Origin of the sequence: Candidatus Rickettsiella isopodorum, from assembly GCF_001881495.1 — a bacterium.
Classification (GTDB): Bacteria; Pseudomonadota; Gammaproteobacteria; order Diplorickettsiales; family Diplorickettsiaceae; genus Aquirickettsiella; species Aquirickettsiella isopodorum.
The window spans coordinates 26,062-49,471 of the sequence record NZ_LUKY01000033.1; the positions used below are offsets into that span (position 1 = coordinate 26,062).

Below are 23,410 nucleotides of genomic sequence, written 5' to 3' on the forward strand. Positions count from 1 at the left end.
ATTGCCCGTTTAAATAGTTAATTTATTTAAATCCACTAAACGGCGCGGGGCCAGACGACCATCTTCCAAAATTTCTCCAACACCCATAAAGCGCCCACTTTCTTGTAGTAGTAAACGCAGCAAACCTTGCTTCGGCAAATTAGGTAACAACACCGCTTGTCCACGATAAAGATAGTAAGCGGCTGCTTGAGAAACTTTCAAAACCGGCCATTCTTCTAATAAACTATCCAGACGCAATAATTTTTGATCACATTCGGCCTGGCTCAATCTTTGTAATTCTGCCAAACTCACCATTTCTTCCGCAAGATAATGAGCTACACCTAAACGACGCAAGTCCTGTACGTAAGCACCACAACCCAAGGCTTCACCGATATCTTCAATTAAGGTACGAATATAAGTCCCTTTACTGCATTTAATTTCTAAATTGAGCATACTCTTCGCACTTTGGCTTTTATCTAGACTGTCGCTCAACTTGCAATCCTCATGCAGGTTAATACACTCCGGCTGCTTCATTTTTCCGACGCCTTGCCAAACACCCAATTGCTGTGAGTCTATACCTGGATCGTTACTATCAATCAGGCGTAAGCTATGTATGGTAACGCTTCGTGGACTACGTTCTACCACGATACCTTGCCGAGCTAATTTATATAAAGGTCGACCTTTATATTTTAATGCAGAAAACATCGGTGGAATCTGTGAAATCGATCCACGAAAAGTCGATAAGACACTTTCAAGTTGATCGAGCGAATAATTAGCGACGGGGCGTGATTCTATTACTTCTCCCTCAGCATCACCGGTATTGGTCTTAATTCCTAAGCAGGCACTGACAGAGTAAATTTTATCGGCATTGAGTAAAAACTGAGAAAACTTTGTCGCTTCTCCGAAACATAATGGCAGCAAACCGGTTGCTAAAGGATCTAAGCTTCCTGTATGCCCCACTTTACTTGCCGAAAATAATTGTTTTACTGTTTGTAATGCTTGATTTGAGGTTATCCCTTTTGGTTTATCAAGCAATAAAATACCATTGATGGAACGCTTTTTGGAGGTTACGGGGTGCATAACTTATTCTTTTTTGTGAATATTATTCAGAACGCTTGGCCTTATCTTTAGCAATAACACGATCGATTAAATTATGAATACGATCACTTTCCTCCATGAAATCATCATAAAAAAATCTCAAGCTAGGAACTTTATGTAATTGTAATCGCTGTGCTAAGGCATAACGTAAACGAGGCGCTGCTTTTCTTAATAATTTAACGGCTATTTCCTTATTTTGTTGTTTATCATTTGAATTTTCCACATCTAATTGTGTAAATAATATATCGGCATAAGATAGATCACGTGAAACTTTTACTGCAGTTATTGTAATAAATTTCAAGCGGGTATCCGCTATTTCTTTATTCAAAATATGATTACTTAATTCTTTCTGGATCAGATCGGCAATGCGCGCGACACGACTAAATTCCTTTGGCATTAGATAGTTCTTGATATAGAAACACGCTCATACACTTCGATCATATCGCCAACCCGAACATCAGTAAAATTTTTAATGCCGATTCCACATTCCATACCATGACGAACCTCAGCTGCGTCATCTTTAAAACGGCGTAATGAATGTAATTCACCTTCATGAATCACCACATTATCACGCAATACTCGAATAGGCGCATTACGCCGTACTAATCCTTCTGTCACCATACAACCGGCAATAACACCAAGCTTAGCAGAACGAAACACTTCGCGAACCGCTGCTAAACCTAAAATATTTTCTTTTATTTCTGGCGCTAACAACCCATTCATAATGTTTTTAACTTGGTCTATCAGATCATAAATAACGCTATAATAATTCATTATTAAGCCTTCTTTTTCTACCGTTCTTTTTGCAGTCACATCTGCTCTAACATTAAATCCTAAAATTAATGCCTTTGAAGCTAAAGCCAGATTAGCATCCGATTCGGTAATCGCACCTACACCCACATAGACAAGTTTTATTTTAACTTCAGAAGTAGAAAGTTTATTCAAGGCTTCCTGTAAAGCCTCAGCTGATCCTTGCATATCCGCTTTTAAAATAATATTTAAAGTCTTAATTTGGTTTTCATCCAATTGACCAAAAATATCGTCGGTCTTAATCATACGTTGTTGCGCTAATTTAGCTTCGCGTAATTTTCCTTCACGGAATAAAGCAATTTCTCGCGCCTTTCGTTCGTCAGCAACAACCACTGCTTCGTCACCCGCCACTGGAGCACTCGACAGACCTAATACTTCAACGGGCATAGAAGGTCCGGCGGCTTCGACTAATTTACCTCGCTCATCGAGCAATGCTCTGACACGACCATAAGCCGTACCTGCTAATAGCAGATCGCCTTTATGTAGTTTTCCTTGTTGCACTAATATCGTCACAACGGGCCCTTTTCCTCTATCTAAACGCGACTCTATCACTATTCCTTGTCCTGGACCTTCTTGCGGTGCTTTCAGTTCTAGCACTTCTGCTTGCACCAAAAGGGAATCTAATAAATCATCAATGCCTAGTCCTGTTTTGGCGGAAACAGGAATCAACATGGTATCGCCGCCCCATTCCTCAGGATTGAGACCCTGTTTGGCTAATTCATTTTTTATTCTATCGAGATCGGCTTCAGGCTTGTCAATTTTGTTCACCGCAACCACGATGGGAACATTTGCTGCTTTAGCATGTTGAATGGCTTCTATTGTTTGTGGCATGACACCATCATCCGCCGCAACAACCAAAACAACAATATCCGTTACTCGTGTACCGCGTGCACGCATCGCGGTAAAAGCCGAATGACCGGGTGTGTCTAAAAAAGTAATCATTCCTTTGGGTATTTCTACATGATAAGCACCGATATGCTGTGTAATACCACCCGCTTCTCCCTGTGTCACTTTGGTACGTCGAATATAATCTAAAAGAGATGTTTTTCCGTGGTCTACGTGACCCATAATAGTTACTACCGGTGGGCGAGCCAATAATTCACCCATTTGCTGTTGGGTTGTATTCACTAAACCTTCTTCTAATGCATTGGCACTAACAAGCTTAGCAATATGTCCCATCTCTTCAACCACGAGTGTCGCAGTATCTTGATCAATCGCTTGATTAATGGTTGCAATCACGCCCAGCTTCATTAATGACTTAATGACTTCCGCTGCTTTGATTGACATTTTTTGCGCTAAATCACCAACAGTAATCGTTTCAGGAATTCCAACTTCATGAACAACCGCCACAGTCGGTTTCTCAAATTGCTGTTGTAAAAATTGATCCGGTCGCTTGTGTTTACCGGTTTTCTTACGATGACGGAATTGTTCATCGGATTCATCTTCAAGTTGATAAATCGCTTTGTGTCGGTACTTCGCCATTTCTTTTTCTTTTAAATTGCGATTTTTATGTTTCTTCTCGCGTTCCAATCTTTCTGTATTCGTGGGTAATGCAATAATCACTTTTTCATTAATTGGCTTAGCTTTTTTTTCTGGAATGGGTAAAGGCTCTACGGATTTTTTTTCTGGCGTAGAAATTTGTTCTTTTTCCACAATCTCATTAGCAAGCTCTTCAGCAGGTATCTTACTTTCAGAAGTTTTTTCAGCGGGAGTTTCGGGTGTATTCAATTTTTCTGCAGCGGCTTTTTCTGCTTGATAGGCTAATTCTTCCGCTTCTTTTTCTTTCGCTTCGTTAGCGCGATTAGTTTCTTCATCGATTAAGCCTTCATTACTTTTCACATAAGTTCTTTTTTTGCGAACTTGAACTTTAATGGTCTTGGCTTTACCCGACGTATCTTTCACTTTAAGTAAACTCGTACTTTTACGCGTACGCGTCAAGGTAATCACTTTTTTAGGGTTATTATCCACAGAGGTTTCTTTTTCAAGTTCATTAGAAACCTTATTTGCAGTTTTATCTTTAATACTTTCTGTCATATCTATGCTTCTCCTGCCAATATCTGACAGCTTCGAAAACCGACTAAGTTTTTCTGAATGTATATACCGTTCATTTGCATCTTGAAATACAATACCTATTATTTACTGCTTATCTATCGAACTTTATAAGCTTACACTACCATTTATTTTACTCTAATTTTTCAAGTAAAAAATAATCACTCAATTTTTAGATACTTATTTTTTTTCTTCAGCAAACCAAGGAGCTCGCGCTGCCATAATCAATTTACCGGCTTTTTCGCGATCTAATTCGATAATATCTAATAAATCATCGACTGCCAACTCAGCTAATGCTTCGCGTGAGGAAACCCCTTTTTTAGCTAAAGTGGTTGCTATCTCTTCAGTAATACCTTCTAAGGAAAGTAAATCTTGATGCGGTTCTAAAAATTTTTCATGTTCAGATGTCGCCAATTTTTGCTTCTTAGTCACTGCAGATTGTGTCAATAACACTTCCTTGGCACGATTCTGCAAAGTCTCTACTAATTCCGGGTCAAATTCTTCAATATCTAGCAACTCTTGCGCTGATACATAAGCAATTTCTTCTAAACTCGTAAATCCTTCTCGGGCTAACATTTCGGCAAGCTCTTCATCAATAGCAAGCTGTTCCATGAAAAAATTTTGTAAACCTTCCGATTCTTTCACTATTTTTTTTGCCGCTTCTTCTACGGTAATAACATTAATAATCCAGCCTGTTAGTTCACTGGCTAAACGTACATTCTGACCATTTCGACCGATAGCTTGTGATAATTGTTCTTCTTGTACAGCCACATCCATCACTTTGGTATCTTCATCCACTACGATAGAAGCAACTTCAGCGGGTGCCATGGCATTGATAACTAACTGCACTGGATTATCATCCCATAACACAATATCAATTCGCTCACCCGCTAGTTCACTGGAGACCGCTTGTACTCGCGCCCCACGCATTCCAACGCAAGCACCTATCGGATCAATGCGACCATCATTCGTTTTAACCGCAATTTTTGCACGTGAACCGGGATCACGCGCTGCACTTTTAATTTCAATCAACTCTTCACCAATCTCTGGTACTTCTATCTTAAAGAGCTCGATTAACATTTCTGGGCGAGTACGGCTCATCAATAACTGGGGACCTCGCACTTGTGGATTCACTGCATATAAATAACCGCGCAAACGATCTTCGGATCGGACTTCTTCACGGGGTATCATTTCTTCGCGTGGGACAAACGCTTCTATGCTTGCACCTAAATCCACAATCAAACCTTCTCGGGTAATTCGTTTGACTATGCCTGATAACAGCTCGCCAATTCGACTGGCATAAGCCTCTGCTATCTTGGCACGTTCAGCTTCTCTGACTTTTTGGATGATGACTTGCTTAGCCGTTTGCGCTGCAATACGACCAAACTCCACAGAAGGCATATGTTCTTCTATCACATCTCCTATTTGGCTATTCGGATTACGTTTTTTAGCCTCGCTTAATAGTATTTGTTTTAACGGTTCGAAAGCGATATGAGCCTCTTCAAGATGATTAGTCTCCACTTCATCTGCAACCACTGTCCAATAGCGAAAAGTATCATAGTCACCCGTGCGGCGATCAATCGCAACACGGACATCAATATCTTCACCTGCTTTTTTCTTAGTAGCCATCGCTAAAGCGGCCTCTATCGCTTTAAAGATTAACTCTTTATCAACATCTTTTTCATTAGATACCGTCTCTGCCACTAATAAAATTTCTTTTTTCATAGCCGCCTGCCTCCGGTTATTTATTCATCTCAGGCAATACATTCGCACGCAAAATATTGTCCCATGTTAATACTAATTCTTTCCCATCTTGGTTCAACACTATCCCAGCTACTCCTGTTGATTGCAAAAGGCCTTTAAATTTGCGTTGATTCTCGATAGGTGTATGCGTAGAAATACGCACAGTGTAACCAACATAACGCTGAAAATGCTTCTCTTTAATAAGGGGTCTATCTAGCCCCGGAGAAGAAACTTCTAAGTTATAACGGCCTAGCAAAGGATCTTCTACATCCAATAATGCACTAATCTGGCGGCTTACTCGTTCACAGTCAGCCAGCGTAATACCCTTCTGACTATCAATATAGATGCGTAATATACTGTGTTGGCCTTGAGTCAGATAGATGCAAGCCCATAGCTCATAACCTAAGGCCTCAACCGTTGGTAATATTTTTGCTTCTATCGCTGAATTGTTTTTCATCGTCTATGCTCTTCGCACTTGAATTTTTGTCTGTGTTGCCGCTCAACTTTCAATCCTCATGTATCTTGAATATATTCCGGCTGCTTCGTTCTCGCGTCGCCTTGCCAAAAACCCCATTGCTGTGAGCATACAACAAAGGGCTTTGAATTATAAAATTACCCATTCTCAACTAGCTAACACTAAAAAAGATTTTGGATGCAGCGCGCGACACCGGCTTTTCAAGGAGCGGAACTTACTCAGATAAATAAGCACCGCAGACAAAGCCGGCAACAAAGCGCTGCACCAAAAGCTGACATTTAGCGCTAGTCTAGTCAAAATAAAAAGCCCCATAATGGGGCCTCTCACGCAATAAAATTGGTAGCGGGGGTAGGATTTGAACCTACGGCCTTCGGGTTATGAGCCCGACGAGCTACCAGACTGCTCCACCCCGCGATAGCGGCACAGAGTATACTCCATTCAGCACAGTAATTACAATGGGATAAAACATTCTAATTAAGTCTTTACTGCTTTAAACAATTAATCTGCTTTAGTTGAAAAATAAGCTTTTTAATCTAGGTTTATGCCTCTCTTTCGATTCATCGAAAAACTATAGATGCGGCATAGTTAAAGGAAGGATTTAGGGCTTAGCTAATCCCTAAAGGACTTATAAATATCAAAGAATAACTGTATGAATTGGAAAATTCCGCCTCTTCCTGTACGAAGCAGTATATTATAAAAATTCGCGACTTGCGCCACAAGCGTCCAACAAGCCTATTAAGTTTTTTCCCTGGGCTGTTTTATTTAATTGCCAATATACTTTCAAGTAACTTTTTAGCAAATAATTATACTCTGCTAACGTTAAAATTTTTAACATGGCTTCCGCTTGCTTTAGATCATGAAGATCCTGCGTCGACTGTTGGAATAAAATGGCGGCTAGAATTGTCGCTTTAGTCGCCCCTCGCGCTTTATTACAATAATAAAATCCTTGGATACATTCTTCTAGAGCACGATCTTTATCCCAGGTTTGCCAATTCTGAAAAAAACGTAATGCTTGCTGTTGGTTTTTTTCAAAACAAGAAACTAATTGACCTTCAGCAGTCACCGCAGATAACAAAAACAATATCGCCGGAATACTCGCTTCTATATTCGCCCAGGAGCAATTACCGATAATTTGTCCCTGTATGGGTAAGTTCACGATGGGAACTAAACCTAAATGGCGATGTATTCCTCGTGTCAGAAACTCACGAGATTGACGCATGTAGATTAATTGTTTACAAAACTCATTATCCCAAGCATAAGGATGTTGACATTCATAGATAACAATGCTGCCTTCACGATGACTGTTTTCACCTCGATCACAGCGAACCAGCCAATTTTTATATTTAATCAATGCAATGGCATGGCCCTCATAAGCAACGGGTAATAATAGTAACTCTTGATCTAATAAGGCATCGATACTATGCGCATAATCTTTAATATTAATCGTATAACGTTGATATTTGAGTAATGCCTGCGCGTTAGAAAATGCGGCAATCAATTTTTCTAAATTGTCAAAATAAGACCGCAAATGACGCGAAGAAAAATTATTCTGATAGCGGCGTAAAGAATTGAGCATGACATCCAATGTAAACTCTAAAAAAAATCCTTCATAGTTTATTTCTATAAACTTCCCTGTGCCATTAATAATATCTAGCTGACCTATCAATTCGTAACGATGGCCGAGTAACTTAGCTTGAATAAAGTCTTGAGCGAAACCTAGTTTAGCGCCATATCGATAGAGTAATTTTTTTAATTCAACTTGCTGTCTCAATAAGGGATAAACTAAAACAGGTTGTCCCGCGGTAGTATAAGCATTCGCATCCGCTTTATTTGCAAGTAATAACTCACATAAAGCTAAATTATGATTATCAACTGCCCAATGTAATGCCGTACGACCCGTGGTATCGGCATTATTGATATCCGTTCCATATTCTAGTAACAGAGCAACAATCTCTAGCTTATTAGCAATCGTCGCTTCGATTAACGGTGAAAAACCATATTCATCGGTTTCTTCTATATCCGCACCTGCTCGTATAAACTGCTCTACGCCACTGAGTGTACCAAACAAAATTTCATGAGCAAAAGTATGTTTTACCATGATTATCTAACAAGCGTTACACTTTTGCTTGCACCTAAACCAAGATTTTTTTGTAAACGCAATTGATTTTCTAGCCGTTTTTCAGGAAACCGTTCTTTAGCCTCAGAGTTTTCTACAGGGTTTGCGCTTATTGAAGGATCATCACCACTAAACTGCTGACTATGCGCTAATAAAGGATGCATTTGCGGCGACTCACCAAAACCGCCTGATTGCGATTTTCTCTTACCTAGTAAATTATTAGGATCTTCTGATAGAGGACAGACTGCAAATTTTCTCTGTCCGTCTATACGCTGCCGACGCTCCTTATTAAATAGGGCTTGCAGATAAGCCGATAGTTGTTCAACACTCAGCGTAACAGTACCCGCGCCGCTGCCACTCTCTTCATCGTCTTCACCATCCACTACTGAATCACTATTTAAATAAAAGGAAGCTGACATTTCAGGGGAAAAGCACAGTTCGTCATGTTCTAAAAGAAGATTTTTTTTACTTGGATTATCAGTCATATTACGACACCTGGTCAAAAACTCCTCAATACAACTATTTTAACCCACCTTACTCTAAAGGGATATACTGAAGGAATTTGAAGCAGCGAATTCTTACTCTTAATAGTAGGCTAGATAATGTGCTTAATCATCAGTTCAGCAATTTGTACGGCATTTAAAGCGGCACCCTTACGAATATTATCCGCTACTATCCACAGGTCCAAGCCTAGAGGATGAGATATATCCTCTCGAAGTCGGCCTACCAATACTTTATCACTACCAGGATGAGAAATAGGTGTCGGATAGCCATTATTGGCAAGTTTATCGATAACTAATACGCCAGGCGCTTTTTTTAATAACTGCTTGACCTGGTCAACACTGATTTTTTTCTTAGTTTCTATATGTACCGCTTCAGAGTGTCCATGAAACACAGATACTCGTACCGCAGTAGGATTCACTTGAATTTCCGGATCGGCAAAAATCTTTTGTGTTTCCCAGACCATTTTCATTTCTTCACGGGTATACCCATTTTCTACAAACTCATCAATGTGCGGAATGACATTAAAGGCAATTTGCTGAGTAAAAGCTTTCGGCTGCTTATTAATAGGTAACCCATTTAATAATTGGCCTGCTTGCTGAATCAGTTCATGAAAAGCGGCTTTCCCTGCGCCAGAAACAGATTGAAAAGTAACCACATTAATACGCGTTATGCCCACAGCGTCATAGATCGGCTTCAAAGCAACTAGCATTTGTATCGTAGAGCAATTTGGATTAGCAATAATACGACGCTTTTTATAGCCGGCTAATGCTTCGGGATTCACTTCCGGAATTATTAAAGGCACATCGTCGTCGTAACGAAACTGAGGTGTATTATCAATAACTAAACAAGCATTTTGCGTAGCCTTAGGAACATACTGAGCAGAAACGTCCGAACCCGCTGTAAATATCGCGATGTCAGCTTGCTTAAAATCAAATTCAACTAAATCAGATACGATCAGTTGCTGTTTATTAAATTCCATAATCTCGCCAGAAGAACGTTCACTAGCCAGTAGATAAAGATGGTTAATCGGAAATTTTCGTTGCTGTAAAATAGTTAATACCGCTTGACCAACAAAACCTGTTGCGCCAACGATGGCTAAATTAAATTTCTTGCTCATAACGAGTTAACTGCTCTTGAGTTAATAAAAATATTTCCGCCTCACCCTGTTCAAATTCTAACCATAAAAAAGGAATTTGTGGATAACGTTTGACCAAAGCACTTTTACTATTACCTACTTCTACGATCAAAATACCTTTCTTTTTTAAATATTTGTTGGCGTGTCTAAGAATTTGAATAACAAAATCTAAACCCTCCTTCCCTGCTGCCAGAGCCATAGCCGGTTCATGTTGATATTCTATTGGCAAACTCGCAAAGTCTTCAGCATCAACATACGGAGGATTACTAATAATAATATCGTAAAGTCGACTGTCTAGGTTTTCGAAAAGATCGGAGTGAATTAAATTGATTTGACCTTGCAATTTATGAGCCGCTACGTTAACAGCTGCCACTGTGAGTGCATCCTTAGAATTATCGATGGCATCAACACGTGCTTCAGGGAAAGCATAAGCACAAGCAATAGCAATACAACCACTGCCTGTTCCAATATCAAGTAGGGTATTGATTCTTTTAGTATCTTCAACCCAAGGAGTAAATGCATGTTGAATAAGTTCTGCTATGGGTGAACGCGGTATCAATACGCGCGCATCGACATAAAAAGTTAAACCGGCAAAGCGTGCTTCATTCACCAAATAAGCAGTAGGAATACGTTCTTCAACGCGCTGGCGAATATTTTCTATAAGCAAACGACGCTCAGCTAAGCTTAAACTTGCCCCTAAAAAACAAGGATTTAAATGTGGCCCTAATTTTAATGTAGATAACACTAAATAGACTATTTCATCCCATACATTATCAGTACCATGACCATAATAGAGATTCGCTTTATTAAATTGAGTGTAACCCCAGCGTAATATATCTTGTAAATGTCTAAATTCTAATAATGCTGCCTTAAGCTCTTCATCAGATATACAATAAGATAATTTAGCCACAGAGTTTTTAAAAATTGATTAAAATATTCCACATTTAAACATAGCCCTACTTGAGAAACAATCAACAGATTACACTCATAGGTAGATACAATGAATACCTCTCGCCTAGACTAAGCCAATTGATTAAACTACTTAAAGGCATGTGGCAACTAGAGGATAATGAATATGGAAAAAAAACCATCTGATCTGCCGATCATTGATAAAAATATAGATAAAATATTCACTAAAGATTCGAACAAAGTATTAAAAGAATTACTTGGTCTATTTATACAAGAAACCCCTAAACTACAAACCGAAATCAATCTAGCCTTTCGAGAAAAACAACAGCAAAAACTAGAAGAGCTTTTACACAAATTACAAGGTTCTTGTTCTTATTGCGGCTGGCTGCGGCTTAAAGCCAGCATTGTTGCGCTGGAAAACACCACGGCAAAACATAACTATTCTAAAAAATTATTAGCGCAATTTAATCTAGAATTAGATATGGCCTTGGATAAGGCTAAAGAAATAACTCGAATGTAAATAAATTACACTCTGCGTTCCGTAGTTGAATTTTTAACAGTCTCGTTGCTGGTTTTTACCGATTATATACTGAATTAGTTAGTGTCATTCTCAGTACGTTCGACAAGTTCCACCATAGCCATAGGCGCACAATCACCCGCACGATATCCACATTTCAAAATTCGTAAGTAGCCACCGGGTCTTTTTTTAAAACGAGGAGCAACGGTATTAAATAGCGTAGCAACGGCTTCTTTGTTTCGTAAACGGTCAAACGCCAAACGTCGCTGAGCGACACTATCTACCTTTGCTAAAGTAATGAGTGGTTCAGCAACTCGACGAAGTTCTTTAGCTTTAGCTAAGGTGGTACAAATGATTTCTTTGGTTAACAAAGAACTCACCATATTTCGAAACATCGCGATCCGATGACTGGAGGTTCGGCCTAATCGACGACCGGAATTAAGATGACGCATAACACTTAGCCTTTTAAATTAATCTTTATTAATATCTTCAGTTTTTTCTAATTTTTCCGCTTCTTCTGCACCTTCTAATGATTTTTTTAGAGAGGTCAATTGCTGAATAGGGACATCCATTCCTAAGGACAATCCTCGTTTTTGTAGAGCGGTTTTAATTTCCCATAAAGACACTTTACCTAAATTCGGGGTTGATAAAAGTTCCGATTCTGTTTTAGTGACTAAGTCGGCAATCCGATAAATATGTTCGGCTTTTAAACAATTAGCCGCACGTACCGTTAATTCTAACTCATCCACAGGAAGTAATAACATCGGGTTAATATCAATCAAGTCTTCAACCACTTCATCTTCCGTTTCATGTTGTAACTCAACAAAAGTATGTAATTGCTCTTGTATGATCGTAGCTGCACGACGTATTGCTTCTTCTGGTTCAATCGTACCGTTAGTTTCTAAATCAATCACTAATTTATCTAGGTCCGTACGTTGCTCGACACGTGCATTTTCAACTGAATAGGTTGCGCGTAAAATAGGATTAAAACGTGCATCTAATTGTAATGAGCCAACTTCACTCACGAATTGCTCATCTGCTTTACGTAGAGACGCAGGCTGGTATCCTCGGCCTCTGACTATTTTAAGTGTCATTTTAAATTCTTTCGGCTTAGTTAAATGCGCAATAACAAAATCAGGATTTTTAACTTCAACATCATGTGGTAAAGTGATGTCACCCGCGCGTACAGGTCCTACCGTATTCTTTGTTAATTCCAGCATAGCTTCTTCTTTGCCATGCATCTGAAAAGCAACGCCTTTTAAGTTAAGCAAAATATCAATAATATCCTCTTGAACACCCTCTAAACTACTATACTCATGTAGTACACCTTCGATTTTTGCTTCTACAACGGCGCAACCTGGCATAGACGATAACAAAATACGACGCAGGGCATTTCCTAAGGTATGGCCGAAACCAGCTTCAAAAGGTTGCAAAGTAATTAGCGCTCTATTAGGCGCAATATTTTGCACTTCGATGGTTTGTGGGGTTAAAAACTTCTTAACATTCGTCGACATGGGCTACCTTCTTACTTAGAGTAATACTCAACGACTAGATTCTCATTAAATTCTAAAGGCAATTCGCTACGCTCAGGAATTAACTTAACGATTCCTTGTAATTTAGTGGAATCCACATCTATCCAAGCAGGCTGAGGTTTTTGCTTCGCGAGTTCTAGTGCGGCTTGAATACGAGTTTGGGCCTTACTTTTTTCCTTTAATTCAATAACATCACCCGCTTCAACTTGGTATGAAGGGATATTAACAATATTTCCATTCACTTTTACGGAGCGATGTGAGACTAACTGTCTTGCTTCGGCACGTGTCGAAGCAAATCCCATACGATAGACAACATTGTCTAAGCGACATTCTAGCAATTTAAGGAGATTTTCGCCGGTAATACCTTTTCGCTTAGAAGCCTTAGCATAATAAAGCCGAAATTGTTTTTCTAATATACCATAAGTACGTCGAATTAATTGTTTTTGACGAAACAATACGCCAAATTCAGATAATCTTCCGCGTTTAGCGCCATGCATACCTGGAGGCGTAGCTAATTTACATTTGCTATCAAGCGCACGTATACCACTTTTTAACTGTAAATCAGTCCCCAGTCTGCGTGCTAATTTACAAGTAGGACCTCGGTATCTAGCCATTAAATTATTTACTCCAAAAATTATTAATATATTCTAAACTCGACGCCGCTTCGGAGGTCGACAACCATTATGCGGCACACCCGTAATATTCAAAATTTGTGTCACCTCAATATCTTTGTTCTTCAGTGCCATAATTGCTTGCTCGGATCCTTGTCCAGGTCCTTTAATTCTCACTTCAACACGTCCTAAATTATGTTTATATTTAGTTCTGTATTTATCATAAGCTTTTTCTATGGCCTTTTCGAATGCAACCCGGGCAGCAAAAGCTGTCCCCTTTTTTGTCCCTTTAAAGTCACAAGCTCCAGCAGAAGAGATGCCTAAGGTATCTCCACCCTTGCGTATACAAATAATCGTATTATTAAACGAGGTGCTCAAATGAACGATGGCATCCGGAACAACCTCTTTACGCTTACGGTGCGCTCCTGCTAAAGCCTTATCGGCCATAGTCAAAGGCGGCTGAGAAGCATGTGAATTGTAATCTGTCATATTAGTAAATACCTAAGCTTATATATTACATTTTATTGATTAATGACACGGTCATTAATCTTTACGGATCATTTTACGAGGACCCTTACGCGTGCGTGCATTAGTACGAGTGCGTTGACCACGGACTGGTAAGCCTCGACGATGCCGAATGCCTCTATAACAGCCTAGATCCATCAAACGCTTGATACTAATAGAAACTTCTCGCCGTAAATCACCTTCTACTTTATAAGTAAGAATCTTCTGTCGTATCGCATCTAACTGTGCATCTAAAAGTTCCTTAATTTTGGTCTCAGGCGAAATATTCAGATCTTTGCATATTTCCCTAGCACGCGATCGCCCGACCCCATAAATGGCAGTTAAGCCTATAACGACATGTTTATTTATTGGTATATTGACACCGGCTATTCTAGCCATTTTTTCACTCCAAACCTTTAAATTTAAGATATTTCAGAAGGCGCAGTAGGGTATCTCACTCCTGACAAAAAATCAATAACACTCGCAGAAAATACAGCCTCTCCCTATTCAAGCAGAGCAGCTAACCTTGGCGTTGTTTATGACGAGCTTCAGCAGAGCAAATAACTATTAATTTTCCCTTACGCTTAATAACCTTACAATTTCGGCAAATTTTTTTAATTGATGCTCTAACTTTCATAATAACCTCTAAATTTTAATCCTTACGCACAAATAGCTAGCCTTAGCTACGTTCTACTTTATATAAAAGGAGGATGAAGAAAAGCTTATTAGCAGCGCTCTAAACCAACTAATAGGCATTACCCTGCCCGCCTAAACCCTTCAAATTAGCTTTTTTAAGTAGTGATTCATATTGATGCGACATCAATAAAGATTGAACCTGGACCATAAAGTCCATGATGACCACTACAATAATTAATAGGGATGTGCCCCCAAAATAAAAAGGGACATGCCAAGTAAATATCATAAACTCCGGTAATAAAGCAACCAAAACCAGATAAATACAACCTATTAAGGTCAATCTGGTCATCGTCGTATCAATGTATCGCGCACTTTGTTCACCAGGTCTTATGCCGGGAATAAATGCACCTGATTTTTTCAAATTGTCCGCTGTTTCTTTAGGATTAAAAACTAGTGCCGTATAAAAAAAAGAAAAGAATATGATTGCCGCAGCAAATAACAAGATATAAAGAGGTTGCCCCGGCGCTAACCAAAAACTAAGTTTTCCCAGCCATCCCAAGCCTTTCACATTGGAAAACCAGTTCGCAAAGGTGCCAGGCAACAACATAATACTTGAAGCAAATATGGGTGGAATAACACCGGCCATGTTGATCTTTAAAGGCAAATGGCTCGTTTGCGCACTATAAATTTTTCGACCTTGTTGACGCTGCGGGTAATTAACGGTAATACGGCGCTGTCCTCGTTCCATAAATACGACAAAAGCGGTTACCAACACAATAACAGTCAAAATAGAAAGTAGTGTTAAAAACTGCACCTGTCCCTGTCTAAATTGCTCTAAGGACTTAGCCACAGCGACTGGTAGCCCTGATACAATTCCTGAAAAAATTATCAGGGAAATACCGTTACCGATACCGTGCTCGGTGATTTGCTCACCTAGCCACATCAAAAACATCGTACCGGTAACCAGCGTGATTGTAGCAACAAAATAAAAGAAAAAACCTGGATTTAAAACAACGTGATTACCCACTAACCACTTTGCCATACCTACTGCTTGAACTAACGCCAGGAGTGCTGTTCCATAACGTGTGTACTGATTAAGTTTACGACGCCCTGCTTCTCCTTCTTTCTTAAGCTCTTCTAATGCAGGCGTTACCGCTGTTAAAAGCTGAACAATAATAGAAACTGAAATATAAGGTAAAAGACCTAAAGCAAAGACAGTGAACCGGGACAGAGCACCTCCGGAAAACATGTTAAAAAGCCCTAAGATACTATTACTCTGATGACTAAATAAATCAGCTAAACGATGCGGGTCTAAACCCGGAACAGGAATATGCGCGCCGATACGATAAATAACCAACGCCAGTAAAACAAAGAGTAAACGTCTTTTAAGCTCGCTAAATCCGCTGTTGGGTGTACGTCCCTTTGGCGAAGCTGAAGAAGCCGTTAGATGGCTAATTTTATCCATCTATTTAAACCTCAACACTGCCACCAGCTGCTTTAATTAATGCCTCTGCTCCTTTAGTTAACTTTAAACCTTTTATAGTCACCGACTTTCCAAGTTTACCTGTTGCTATCAATTTAACCTCTTTTGTGCATGCAGGAACTAATCGACATTCTTTCAACACTTGGATATCAACAACATCTACTTTAATTTTATTTAAAACGTCAATTCGTAACACTTGTAATGGCAATGATTTCAGTGCGGTAAAGCCAAATTTAGGTAAACGACGCTGTAAAGGTGTCTGTCCACCTTCAAAACCTAGTTTATGAAAGCCGCCGGCTCGTGCACGCTGCCCTTTATGACCTCGTCCACAAGTTTTCCCTAAGCCGGAACCTATTCCTCTTCCTACACGCTTTCCAACAGGTTTTGAGCCAGGAGCAGGCTTCAATGTATTAAGATACATAGGTTAAATTTCCTCAACTTTTATTAAGTAAGATACTTGATCGATCATCCCACGCATAGGTAAGTTATCTTTCACTTCAACGACCTGATTTAATCGCTTTAAGCCCAATGACAGGACCGTCGCGGTATGATGAGGTAAACGCCCTGAGATACTACGTATGAGAGTCAAGCGCAATTTTTTTTCTGACATATCTACTTACCTAATTATTCGTAAATTTCTTTAATCGATTTTCCACGTTTATCCGCAATCATTTCAGGTGTAGACATGCTCGACAACGCTTTTAAAGTGGCGCGCACGACATTGATTCGATTTGAGGATCCAATAATCTTTGCAATGACATTTTTAATACCCAGCACTTCAAAAATGGCACGCATAGGACCACCGGCAATAATCCCTGTTCCTTCAACAGCTGGAAGTATAATTACTTTAGTCGCCCCATGCCGCCCTATCAATGGGTGGTATATCGTATGATTGTTCAGTTCTACATAAAGCATGTCACGTCGTGCCTTTTCCAGTGCTTTTTGCATAGCAACAGACACTTCTCTCGCCGGACGTTTGCTAAATCCAATACGGCCTTTGCCATCGCCTACGACAACTCCCGCTGCAAAGCTAAAAATTCGGCCGCCTTTGACAACTTTAGCATGACGATTGACTGCAATTAACTTTTCTTGCAAGCCATCACTTTTCGTTGATTGATCAAAACTCATCGATGAATAACCTTTTAATTAAAAGGGCAAACCGGCTTCCCGGGCTGCCTCTGCCAATGCCTTAATACAACCATGATACTTAAAGCCTGAACGATCAAAAGCCACTTGATTAATTCCAGCCGCTAATGCTCGCTTTGCAATAAAGTCACCAACCATTGTCGCTGACTTAATACTATTTCCTGTAGTACCTAAGGTCTTGATTTCTTTATCTAGTGTAGACGCACTTGCTAATACTTTATCACCGCGATCGGCAGATATAATAATTTGCGCATAAATATGTTTAGAAGTACGTGCAACACATAAACGTGGTACACCTAACTGACGTATTTTAGCACGTGTCTTAGTTGCCCTGCGTTTTCGTTTTAACTTCTTGTCTAACATGCCTACCTCGAGTGACTATTTTTTCTTAGTTTCTTTCAATTTAATGCGTTCATTCGCATAACGCACACCTTTACCTTTATAAGATTCAGGCGGACGATACTGGCGTATTTCCGCCGCAACTTGTCCAACTAATTGCTTGTTAAACCCTTGTATCACAATTTCGGTCGGCGTCGGTGTTGTTATAATAATTCCCTCTGGAATTTCATAATCTCTAGGGTGTGAAAAGCCTAATGTTAAGTTAATTTTTTTTCCTTGTACATTAGCACGATAACCGACGCCTACCAATTGCAGCACTTTCTTAAATCCATCAACTACCCCTACAATCGCATTAGCAATATTGGCACGGGTTGTTCCTGCTAAAGCATCCGCCGCTGTACTACTGTCTCTAGGAGTAACTTGTAAAGATTTATCTTTAATTTCAATACTCACTTGTTTAGTCAGTTTTAAATTTAATACCCCTTTACTGCCTTTAACAACTAATATTTCGCCATCCAGCGTGACTTGCGCATCGCCGAAATTTATTGGATTTTTTGCAACTCTTGACATACCAACCTTTATCTTAACGTTTATTCAACGATAGCAATAACTTCGCCGCCTTGACCTAAAGCTCTAGCCGCTCTATCTGTCATTAACCCTTTCGGAGTAGAAATAATAGCGACTCCTAACCCTGCTACCACTTTAGGGAGCTCAGTTGCCGAACGGTAAATTCGCAACCCGGGACGACTTACCCGTTTTAATGACGCGATAACAGGCTTGTCTAAGTAATATTTTAAAAAAATTGTCAGTGAGGATCTAAACTCTTTTTCCTCACATTGAAAATCAGTGATATAACCTTCTTCTTTTAATAATTTAGCAATAGCTAGCTTTATTTTTGATGAAGGCATTGATACCGTTGGCTTATCAATAGCTTGGGCATTTTTCATTCGGCAGAGCATATCTGCGATAGGATCTTGCATACTCATATTTTTTACCTTACCAACTTGATTTAACTAATCCTGGGAGCTCACCTTTCATAGCATAAATCCGCAGCATATTTCGAGACAATCCAAAGTGCCGATAGACCCCACGAGGTCGCCCAGTTAAACGGCAACGATTGCGTAATCGCACTGAAGAAGAATCACGTGGTAATAGTTGAATCTTCTGTTGCGCCAACCATTTATCTTCATCTGATGCGTTCGTACTGTAAATAATTTCTTTTAACTCAGCACGCTTTACCGCATATTTTTTTACGATGAGTTCGCGCTTTTTTTGACGCATAATTACACTTTTTTTTGCCATAAATATTAATTCTCTTTAAACGGAAACTCAAATGCTGCTAATAAAGCCCGACCTTCCCGATCAGTTTTTGCCGTAGTTGTAATCGTAATATCCAACCCTCGTAACGCATCAATCGTATCGTATTTAATTTCAGGAAAAACGATTTGCTCACGAATTCCTAAACTATAATTTCCACGACCATCAAATGATCGAGGACTAAATCCACGAAAATCTCGAATTCGCGGTATTGCGACACTGATTAAACGATCCAAGAACTCGTACATACGGTTTTTTCGCAGTGTTACTTTACAACCAATAGGCCACTCTTCACGAATTTTAAAACCTGCGTTAGATTTTTTCGCCTTGGTAATAATCGGTTTTTGCGCAGCAATTAACGTCATATCCGACGCAGCTGCATCAATAATTTTCTTATTTGCTGCGGCTTCTCCTACACCCATATTAAGTGTAATTTTAGTAATACGGGGAACTTCCATAACGCTTTCATAAGCAAATTCTTGCTTAAGCCGTTTCGTAACCGTATTTAAATAATGCTCTTTTAACCTTGCCATCAAATCTCACCTAATTATTAGATATCAACCAGTTCACCGTTGGATTTAAAAATACGCACCCTCTTTCCATCCTCTAGCTTTTTGATCCCCACTTTATCGCCTTTTTTGCTTACTGGATTATACAAAGCCAAATTCGTTAAATTAATAGGCGATTCTTGTGTGACGATCCCCCCTGCAATATTTTTTTGTGGGTTGGGTTTCACATGTTTTTTTACTAAGTTAATCCCTTCTACACGGGCACGGTTCTTAGCAACGCTAATATTCAATATCTTACCCTGCTTACCTTTGTCTTTACCGGTTAAGGCAATGACGGTATCACCCTTTCTAATTTTACGCATGGTGTACTCTACCCTTATAATACTTCAGATGCTAATGAGATAATTTTCATAAAGCGTTCGGTACGTAATTCTCTCGGAACAGGACCAAATACCCGTGTACCTAGTGGTTGTAATTGTGCAGTCAACAAAATAACCGCATTGCTATCAAAACGTATCACGCTACCATCACTTCGACGTACTCTTTTTTTAGTACGCACAACGACAGCATGCCAAACCTCTCCTTTTTTCACTTTACCGCGCGGAACAGCTTCTTTAACGCTAACTCTAATGACATCTCCCACTCCGGCATAGCGTCGCTTTGATCCGCCTAATACTTTAATACACATCACGCTACGTGCACCGCTATTATCTGCTACAGCTAATTCTGTTTGCATTTGTATCATAAAAAACTTCCCCTATTCCACCGTTTCTTCAGGAACGGGTTGCTGATTTATTGACTTTACTACCACTTGCACGAGCGACCAAGCTTTGTGTTTTGAAATAGGACGTCCTTCTTGAATAATAACCGTATCACCTTCCTGACATTGATTTTCAGGATCATGCGCAAGAATTTTACTACTTCGCTTTAAATATTTTCCGTACTTAGGGTGCTTTACCTTACGCTCTATAGAAACATTGATGGTTTTATCCATCTTATTGCTGATAACTCGTCCCATTAAGGTTCGGTTGACTTTAGTTTGGCTCATATTTTTTGGCCCATATTTTCATGTAAAATAGTTAATGATCTCGCTAACAGCCGTCTCACTGCTCTCAATCGATGTGTCGCAGTCAATTGATGCGTTGCATGCTGTGCTTCTAATTTAAATTTTTCCTGTCCTAACTTAAAGGTTTCTTCTTTAAGTAACTCAACAGATAAATTTCGTAATTCTTTTTTATTCATTAAAGCACCGTCCGCGTAACAAAGTTAGTGGTCATAGGTAATTTTGCAGCTGCCAATTTTAAAGCAACTCTAGCGGTATCAGCAGAGATACCTTCCATTTCAAATAAAACACGACCCGGTTGAATGACCGCCACCCAATATTCAACACTCCCCTTACCTTTACCCTGACGTACTTCTAAAGGTTTTTTGGTGATCGGCTTGTCAGGAAATATCCTAATCCAAACTTTTCCACCTCGTTTTATGTGTCGCGTTAAAGCACGACGCGCCGCTTCAATTTGTCTTGAAGTAATAAAGCCTGCAGCGGTTGCTTTCAAGCCATATTGTCCAAAACTAATTTCTGTACCTCGTGTAGCAATACCGCGGTTACGCCCTTTAAATTGCTTACGATATTTTGTCCGCTTGGGTTGCAACATAATCTTTTCCCAAATTATCTATTCTTCAATATTATTTTAACGCGTAGCTTCATCTACAATTTCTTTATTCACAGGATGATGCTTAGCCGTAGCGGGTTGACGTCTGCGACTATAATGCTTTTGATTTCGATCATCAAGAAATTGTGTCTTGGCCTCTGTAGTTTCTAAATTCGAAATTTTTGAGCGATCAAAAATTTCACCTTTATAAATCCAAACCTTTACACCTAATTTTCCATAGGTTGTTTGCGCTTCCGCTAAACTATAATCAATATCTGCACGGAAAGTATGTAATGGAACACTTCCTTCTTGATAACGTTCACTACGTGCTATTTCTGCGCCACCTAAACGTCCCGCCACATTAATTTTAATTCCGAGCGCACCTAATCGTAAGGCTGTTTGTACAGCACGTTTCATCGCTCGACGAAACATAACACGGCGTTCTAATTGTTGCGCAATATTTTCGGCAACTAATTTAGCGTCTAATTCCGGTTTTTTTACTTCCACTACGGAAAGCCGTACGGGTACCAGCATAATTTTTTCTAACTTTTCTCTTAGTCGATCGATATATTCACCCTTCTTACCTATCACTACGCCTGGTTTTGCAACAGAGATAGTTATTTTCGATTTTCTAGCGGCACGTTCTATTTGTATGGAAGATACTCCCGCTTGATATAATGCTTTTTCTATCAGTTTGCGAGCACATAAGTCTTTGTAAAGATTATCCGCATACTCACGGGATTTTTTTGCATACCATCTTGCTGTCGATGTTCGGGTAATACCTAAACGAATTCCAACAGGATTTACCTTATGGCCCATAATTAGTTTTTCTCCCCATTATCATCTGACACTTTTACTGTTATGTGACAAGTTGGTTTTAGTATGCGATTACTCCGACCTTTAGCTCTGGCATGCATACGCTTTAAAGTAGAGCCTTCATCAACAAAAATAGTTGATACCTTCAGTGTGTCGATATCAGCGCCCGCATTATGTTCTGCATTCGCTACGGCTGATTCTAAAACTTTTCTTATCGCCTTAGCATTTTTCTTGACACTATTGTCCAATATTTGCAGTGCTTTTTCCACGGTCAATCCGCGTACTTGATCCGCTACTAATCGACACTTTTGCGGTGATAATCGTGCGTATTTTAAATGTGCTGCAACTTCCACTTTCTATACCTCTTTAACTACTTTTTTTCATCTGTGCCTTTGGCTTTCTTATCGGCTGCTCTATGGCTACGGAAAGTACGTGTAATTGAAAACTCTCCCAATTTATGACCTATCATATTTTCTGTAATGTAGATAGGAACAAAATCCCGACCATTATGAACGGCTATCGTCAAACCTATCATTTCAGGCAAAATCATAGAGCTACGCGACCAAGTTTTAATAGGTCGTTTAACACTAGCCACTTGGGCTGCTTGTACCTTTTTCGTTAAATGTCCCTGTATATAGGGACCTTTTTTTACTGAGCGTGGCACTCGTATCACCTCATTAAATTAAATTATTTCTTTTTGCGTCGTTGTACGATCATTTTTTCATTGCGTTTATTTCGACGAGTCTTATAACCCTTGGTTGGAAGACCCCAAGGACTGACAGGATGTCGTCCACCTGAAGTTTTACCTTCACCACCACCATGTGGATGATCGACTGGGTTCATCGCCACACCTCTGACGGTAGGGCGAATTCCACGCCAACGGGATGCCCCTGCCTTTCCTAAAGAACGCAGATTATGATCATTATTACTAACAACACCTATGCTCGCTTTACATTCAACGGGTATTTTTCTCAGCTCACCCGATCGCAGCCGTATAGTAGCATAATCTCCTTCACGTGCAATCAGCTGTACATACGCGCCCGCACTGCGTGCTAACTGAGCTCCTTTACCAGGCTTGAGTTCAATCGCATGTAATACTGTTCCAACAGGAATATTACGCAAAGGAAGAGAATTACCAGAACGTATCAACGCTTCTGGACCCGCTGTCACTTCCATGCCCACTTTAAGGTCATTCGGTGCCAAAATATAACGTCGTTCACCATCCGGATACACTATTAAAGCGATGTGAGCGGTACGGTTTGGGTCGTACTCTATTCTTTCAGCGCGGCCAGTGATTCCTTCTTTGTCACGCTTGAAGTCAACCAAACGATACTGCTGTTTATGACCTCCACCTTGATGACGTGTTGTAATTCTCCCTTGATTATTACGTCCACCTTTTTTAGGTTTTGGAGCCAATAAACGACTATGCGGTTTACCTTTATGTAGACCTACTTTGGAGACCTCAACGACAAAACGTCGACCTGGCGAGGTAGGATTTGCTTTTTTACTAGGCATAATACTTATTTCTCT

The 23,410-nt window shown here is 39.8% G+C and carries 34 protein-coding genes and 1 tRNA gene; 1 reads left to right on the top strand and 34 read right to left on the bottom strand.

Annotated elements, in window-relative coordinates:
* Positions 1-9 precede the first annotated feature (9 nt).
* The 10 genes from truB to prmB form a co-directional block, all read right to left on the bottom strand.
* Entirely contained in the window at positions 10-1,059 is a 1,050-nt protein-coding gene (gene truB, locus A1D18_RS04050; protein ID WP_071662545.1) for a tRNA pseudouridine(55) synthase TruB, read from the bottom strand.
* A gap of 22 nt (positions 1,060-1,081) precedes the next feature.
* Positions 1,082-1,474: a 30S ribosome-binding factor RbfA gene (gene rbfA / locus A1D18_RS04055; RefSeq protein WP_071662546.1), complete on the bottom strand. Its 393-nt coding sequence runs from the start codon at positions 1,472-1,474 to the stop codon at positions 1,082-1,084.
* Complete coding sequence (gene infB, locus A1D18_RS04060) at positions 1,474-3,921, bottom strand: translation initiation factor IF-2 (protein ID WP_084028729.1); 2,448 nt, start codon at positions 3,919-3,921, stop codon at positions 1,474-1,476. Before infB ends, rbfA begins: the two co-directional genes overlap by 1 nt.
* 195 nt (positions 3,922-4,116) lie before the next feature.
* A complete protein-coding gene (gene nusA, locus A1D18_RS04065) occupies positions 4,117-5,661 on the bottom strand; it encodes a transcription termination factor NusA (RefSeq protein WP_071662548.1) in 1,545 nt (514 codons plus the stop codon).
* A 16-nt stretch (positions 5,662-5,677) separates the two neighbouring features.
* Positions 5,678-6,136, bottom strand: coding sequence for a ribosome maturation factor RimP (gene rimP, locus A1D18_RS04070; RefSeq protein WP_071662549.1), 459 nt, complete (start codon positions 6,134-6,136; stop codon positions 5,678-5,680).
* Positions 6,137-6,491: 355 nt separating this feature from the next.
* Positions 6,492-6,568: transfer RNA gene (locus A1D18_RS04075), tRNA-Met, on the bottom strand.
* 277 nt (positions 6,569-6,845) lie between these two features.
* Positions 6,846-8,252 (bottom strand): Dot/Icm T4SS effector AnkH/LegA3, encoded by a 1,407-nt coding sequence (gene ankH, locus A1D18_RS04080; RefSeq protein ID WP_071662550.1) that lies wholly within the window; start codon positions 8,250-8,252, stop codon positions 6,846-6,848.
* Between the two features lie 2 nt (positions 8,253-8,254).
* The gene (locus A1D18_RS04085) at positions 8,255-8,755 is read right to left on the bottom strand and encodes a hypothetical protein (RefSeq protein WP_071662551.1); all 501 of its coding nucleotides are present in this window, start codon (positions 8,753-8,755) and stop codon (positions 8,255-8,257) included.
* Positions 8,756-8,865: 110 nt separating this feature from the next.
* Positions 8,866-9,891, bottom strand: a complete 1,026-nt coding sequence (locus tag A1D18_RS04090) for an aspartate-semialdehyde dehydrogenase (protein ID WP_071662552.1) — start codon at positions 9,889-9,891, stop codon at positions 8,866-8,868.
* Complete coding sequence (gene prmB / locus A1D18_RS04095; RefSeq protein WP_084028730.1) at positions 9,875-10,819, bottom strand: 50S ribosomal protein L3 N(5)-glutamine methyltransferase; 945 nt, start codon at positions 10,817-10,819, stop codon at positions 9,875-9,877. The genes A1D18_RS04090 and prmB overlap by 17 nt, the downstream gene beginning before the upstream one ends.
* A 165-nt stretch (positions 10,820-10,984) precedes the next feature.
* Between prmB and A1D18_RS04100 the strand changes: the two genes are divergently transcribed.
* Positions 10,985-11,338, top strand: coding sequence for an Hpt domain-containing protein (locus A1D18_RS04100; protein ID WP_071662553.1), 354 nt, complete (start codon positions 10,985-10,987; stop codon positions 11,336-11,338).
* A 74-nt stretch (positions 11,339-11,412) separates the two neighbouring features.
* Here A1D18_RS04100 and rplQ read toward each other — a convergent pair whose 3' ends face one another.
* The 24 genes from rplQ to rplB form a co-directional block, all read right to left on the bottom strand.
* Positions 11,413-11,787, bottom strand: coding sequence for a 50S ribosomal protein L17 (rplQ, locus tag A1D18_RS04105; protein ID WP_071662554.1), 375 nt, complete (start codon positions 11,785-11,787; stop codon positions 11,413-11,415).
* Positions 11,788-11,805: 18 nt separating this feature from the next.
* Positions 11,806-12,849, bottom strand: a complete 1,044-nt coding sequence (locus A1D18_RS04110; protein ID WP_071662555.1) for a DNA-directed RNA polymerase subunit alpha — start codon at positions 12,847-12,849, stop codon at positions 11,806-11,808.
* An 11-nt stretch (positions 12,850-12,860) separates the two neighbouring features.
* Positions 12,861-13,481: a 30S ribosomal protein S4 gene (gene rpsD / locus A1D18_RS04115; protein WP_071662556.1), complete on the bottom strand. Its 621-nt coding sequence runs from the start codon at positions 13,479-13,481 to the stop codon at positions 12,861-12,863.
* Positions 13,482-13,514: 33 nt separating this feature from the next.
* Complete coding sequence (gene rpsK / locus A1D18_RS04120; RefSeq protein WP_342741274.1) at positions 13,515-13,967, bottom strand: 30S ribosomal protein S11; 453 nt, start codon at positions 13,965-13,967, stop codon at positions 13,515-13,517.
* A gap of 54 nt (positions 13,968-14,021) precedes the next feature.
* Positions 14,022-14,381 carry a 30S ribosomal protein S13 gene (rpsM, locus tag A1D18_RS04125; protein WP_071662557.1) on the bottom strand — a complete coding sequence of 120 codons (360 nt, stop codon included), beginning with the start codon at positions 14,379-14,381 and terminating at the stop codon, positions 14,022-14,024.
* A 121-nt stretch (positions 14,382-14,502) separates the two neighbouring features.
* Positions 14,503-14,619 (bottom strand): 50S ribosomal protein L36, encoded by a 117-nt coding sequence (gene rpmJ / locus A1D18_RS04130; protein WP_071662558.1) that lies wholly within the window; start codon positions 14,617-14,619, stop codon positions 14,503-14,505.
* A gap of 108 nt (positions 14,620-14,727) precedes the next feature.
* Positions 14,728-16,083, bottom strand: coding sequence for a preprotein translocase subunit SecY (gene secY / locus A1D18_RS04135; protein WP_071662559.1), 1,356 nt, complete (start codon positions 16,081-16,083; stop codon positions 14,728-14,730).
* A gap of 4 nt (positions 16,084-16,087) precedes the next feature.
* A complete protein-coding gene (gene rplO, locus A1D18_RS04140; protein ID WP_084028732.1) occupies positions 16,088-16,522 on the bottom strand; it encodes a 50S ribosomal protein L15 in 435 nt (144 codons plus the stop codon).
* Between the two features lie 3 nt (positions 16,523-16,525).
* Entirely contained in the window at positions 16,526-16,711 is a 186-nt protein-coding gene (gene rpmD / locus A1D18_RS06700) for a 50S ribosomal protein L30 (RefSeq protein ID WP_084028733.1), read from the bottom strand.
* 14 nt (positions 16,712-16,725) lie between these two features.
* Entirely contained in the window at positions 16,726-17,229 is a 504-nt protein-coding gene (gene rpsE, locus A1D18_RS06705) for a 30S ribosomal protein S5 (protein WP_084028734.1), read from the bottom strand.
* Positions 17,230-17,247: 18 nt separating this feature from the next.
* Positions 17,248-17,610, bottom strand: coding sequence for a 50S ribosomal protein L18 (gene rplR, locus A1D18_RS06710; protein ID WP_084028735.1), 363 nt, complete (start codon positions 17,608-17,610; stop codon positions 17,248-17,250).
* 15 nt (positions 17,611-17,625) lie between these two features.
* Positions 17,626-18,156, bottom strand: coding sequence for a 50S ribosomal protein L6 (rplF, locus tag A1D18_RS04150; RefSeq protein ID WP_071662560.1), 531 nt, complete (start codon positions 18,154-18,156; stop codon positions 17,626-17,628).
* A gap of 20 nt (positions 18,157-18,176) precedes the next feature.
* Positions 18,177-18,572, bottom strand: a complete 396-nt coding sequence (gene rpsH, locus A1D18_RS04155; protein ID WP_071662561.1) for a 30S ribosomal protein S8 — start codon at positions 18,570-18,572, stop codon at positions 18,177-18,179.
* Between the two features lie 10 nt (positions 18,573-18,582).
* Entirely contained in the window at positions 18,583-18,888 is a 306-nt protein-coding gene (gene rpsN / locus A1D18_RS04160; RefSeq protein WP_071662562.1) for a 30S ribosomal protein S14, read from the bottom strand.
* Positions 18,889-18,893: 5 nt separating this feature from the next.
* Positions 18,894-19,436, bottom strand: coding sequence for a 50S ribosomal protein L5 (gene rplE, locus A1D18_RS04165; RefSeq protein WP_071662563.1), 543 nt, complete (start codon positions 19,434-19,436; stop codon positions 18,894-18,896).
* Positions 19,437-19,453: 17 nt separating this feature from the next.
* Positions 19,454-19,774, bottom strand: a complete 321-nt coding sequence (gene rplX, locus A1D18_RS04170; RefSeq protein ID WP_071662564.1) for a 50S ribosomal protein L24 — start codon at positions 19,772-19,774, stop codon at positions 19,454-19,456.
* A 14-nt stretch (positions 19,775-19,788) separates the two neighbouring features.
* Positions 19,789-20,157 carry a 50S ribosomal protein L14 gene (gene rplN / locus A1D18_RS04175; RefSeq protein ID WP_071662565.1) on the bottom strand — a complete coding sequence of 123 codons (369 nt, stop codon included), beginning with the start codon at positions 20,155-20,157 and terminating at the stop codon, positions 19,789-19,791.
* A 12-nt stretch (positions 20,158-20,169) separates the two neighbouring features.
* Complete coding sequence (rpsQ, locus tag A1D18_RS04180; protein WP_071662566.1) at positions 20,170-20,460, bottom strand: 30S ribosomal protein S17; 291 nt, start codon at positions 20,458-20,460, stop codon at positions 20,170-20,172.
* Positions 20,457-20,654: a 50S ribosomal protein L29 gene (rpmC, locus tag A1D18_RS04185; RefSeq protein ID WP_071662567.1), complete on the bottom strand. Its 198-nt coding sequence runs from the start codon at positions 20,652-20,654 to the stop codon at positions 20,457-20,459. Before rpmC ends, rpsQ begins: the two co-directional genes overlap by 4 nt.
* Positions 20,654-21,067 (bottom strand): 50S ribosomal protein L16, encoded by a 414-nt coding sequence (rplP, locus tag A1D18_RS04190; protein ID WP_071662568.1) that lies wholly within the window; start codon positions 21,065-21,067, stop codon positions 20,654-20,656. Before rplP ends, rpmC begins: the two co-directional genes overlap by 1 nt.
* Before the next feature lie 36 nt (positions 21,068-21,103).
* Positions 21,104-21,883, bottom strand: a complete 780-nt coding sequence (gene rpsC, locus A1D18_RS04195; protein WP_071662569.1) for a 30S ribosomal protein S3 — start codon at positions 21,881-21,883, stop codon at positions 21,104-21,106.
* A gap of 2 nt (positions 21,884-21,885) precedes the next feature.
* Positions 21,886-22,233, bottom strand: a complete 348-nt coding sequence (rplV, locus tag A1D18_RS04200; protein ID WP_071662570.1) for a 50S ribosomal protein L22 — start codon at positions 22,231-22,233, stop codon at positions 21,886-21,888.
* A gap of 17 nt (positions 22,234-22,250) precedes the next feature.
* Positions 22,251-22,544, bottom strand: coding sequence for a 30S ribosomal protein S19 (rpsS, locus tag A1D18_RS04205; protein ID WP_071662571.1), 294 nt, complete (start codon positions 22,542-22,544; stop codon positions 22,251-22,253).
* Between the two features lie 23 nt (positions 22,545-22,567).
* Complete coding sequence (gene rplB / locus A1D18_RS04210) at positions 22,568-23,395, bottom strand: 50S ribosomal protein L2 (protein WP_071662572.1); 828 nt, start codon at positions 23,393-23,395, stop codon at positions 22,568-22,570.
* Positions 23,396-23,410 lie beyond the last annotated feature (15 nt).

Bases quoted from the DNA above. Each gene is read 5' to 3' on its own strand.
- rpsN (WP_071662562.1), bottom strand. From the start codon at position 18,888: ATGGCAAAAAAAAGTGTAATTATGCGTCAAAAAAAGCGCGAACTCATC.
- ankH (WP_071662550.1), bottom strand. From the start codon at position 8,252: ATGGTAAAACATACTTTTGCTCATGAAATTTTGTTTGGTACACTCAGT.
- A1D18_RS04090 (WP_071662552.1), bottom strand. From the start codon at position 9,891: ATGAGCAAGAAATTTAATTTAGCCATCGTTGGCGCAACAGGTTTTGTT.
- rplX (WP_071662564.1), bottom strand. From the start codon at position 19,774: ATGCGTAAAATTAGAAAGGGTGATACCGTCATTGCCTTAACCGGTAAA.
- rbfA (WP_071662546.1), bottom strand. From the start codon at position 1,474: ATGCCAAAGGAATTTAGTCGTGTCGCGCGCATTGCCGATCTGATCCAG.
- A1D18_RS04100 (WP_071662553.1), top strand. From the start codon at position 10,985: ATGGAAAAAAAACCATCTGATCTGCCGATCATTGATAAAAATATAGAT.
- rplP (WP_071662568.1), bottom strand. From the start codon at position 21,067: ATGTTGCAACCCAAGCGGACAAAATATCGTAAGCAATTTAAAGGGCGT.
- rpsM (WP_071662557.1), bottom strand. From the start codon at position 14,381: ATGGCTAGAATAGCCGGTGTCAATATACCAATAAATAAACATGTCGTT.
- rplO (WP_084028732.1), bottom strand. From the start codon at position 16,522: ATGTATCTTAATACATTGAAGCCTGCTCCTGGCTCAAAACCTGTTGGA.
- rplF (WP_071662560.1), bottom strand. From the start codon at position 18,156: ATGTCAAGAGTTGCAAAAAATCCAATAAATTTCGGCGATGCGCAAGTC.
- rplN (WP_071662565.1), bottom strand. From the start codon at position 20,157: ATGATACAAATGCAAACAGAATTAGCTGTAGCAGATAATAGCGGTGCA.
- rplQ (WP_071662554.1), bottom strand. From the start codon at position 11,787: ATGCGTCATCTTAATTCCGGTCGTCGATTAGGCCGAACCTCCAGTCAT.
- rpmD (WP_084028733.1), bottom strand. From the start codon at position 16,711: ATGTCAGAAAAAAAATTGCGCTTGACTCTCATACGTAGTATCTCAGGG.
- nusA (WP_071662548.1), bottom strand. From the start codon at position 5,661: ATGAAAAAAGAAATTTTATTAGTGGCAGAGACGGTATCTAATGAAAAA.
- rpsD (WP_071662556.1), bottom strand. From the start codon at position 13,481: ATGGCTAGATACCGAGGTCCTACTTGTAAATTAGCACGCAGACTGGGG.
- rpsE (WP_084028734.1), bottom strand. From the start codon at position 17,229: ATGAGTTTTGATCAATCAACGAAAAGTGATGGCTTGCAAGAAAAGTTA.
- infB (WP_084028729.1), bottom strand. From the start codon at position 3,921: ATGACAGAAAGTATTAAAGATAAAACTGCAAATAAGGTTTCTAATGAA.
- truB (WP_071662545.1), bottom strand. From the start codon at position 1,059: ATGCACCCCGTAACCTCCAAAAAGCGTTCCATCAATGGTATTTTATTG.
- rplB (WP_071662572.1), bottom strand. From the start codon at position 23,395: ATGCCTAGTAAAAAAGCAAATCCTACCTCGCCAGGTCGACGTTTTGTC.
- rpsQ (WP_071662566.1), bottom strand. From the start codon at position 20,460: ATGAGCCAAACTAAAGTCAACCGAACCTTAATGGGACGAGTTATCAGC.
- rpsC (WP_071662569.1), bottom strand. From the start codon at position 21,883: ATGGGCCATAAGGTAAATCCTGTTGGAATTCGTTTAGGTATTACCCGA.
- A1D18_RS04085 (WP_071662551.1), bottom strand. From the start codon at position 8,755: ATGACTGATAATCCAAGTAAAAAAAATCTTCTTTTAGAACATGACGAA.
- rpsK (WP_342741274.1), bottom strand. From the start codon at position 13,967: ATGACAGATTACAATTCACATGCTTCTCAGCCGCCTTTGACTATGGCC.
- A1D18_RS04110 (WP_071662555.1), bottom strand. From the start codon at position 12,849: ATGTCGACGAATGTTAAGAAGTTTTTAACCCCACAAACCATCGAAGTG.
- rimP (WP_071662549.1), bottom strand. From the start codon at position 6,136: ATGAAAAACAATTCAGCGATAGAAGCAAAAATATTACCAACGGTTGAG.
- rplE (WP_071662563.1), bottom strand. From the start codon at position 19,436: ATGGCAAGGTTAAAAGAGCATTATTTAAATACGGTTACGAAACGGCTT.
- secY (WP_071662559.1), bottom strand. From the start codon at position 16,083: ATGGATAAAATTAGCCATCTAACGGCTTCTTCAGCTTCGCCAAAGGGA.
- rpsH (WP_071662561.1), bottom strand. From the start codon at position 18,572: ATGAGTATGCAAGATCCTATCGCAGATATGCTCTGCCGAATGAAAAAT.
- rpmJ (WP_071662558.1), bottom strand. From the start codon at position 14,619: ATGAAAGTTAGAGCATCAATTAAAAAAATTTGCCGAAATTGTAAGGTT.
- rpmC (WP_071662567.1), bottom strand. From the start codon at position 20,654: ATGAATAAAAAAGAATTACGAAATTTATCTGTTGAGTTACTTAAAGAA.
- rplR (WP_084028735.1), bottom strand. From the start codon at position 17,610: ATGTTAGACAAGAAGTTAAAACGAAAACGCAGGGCAACTAAGACACGT.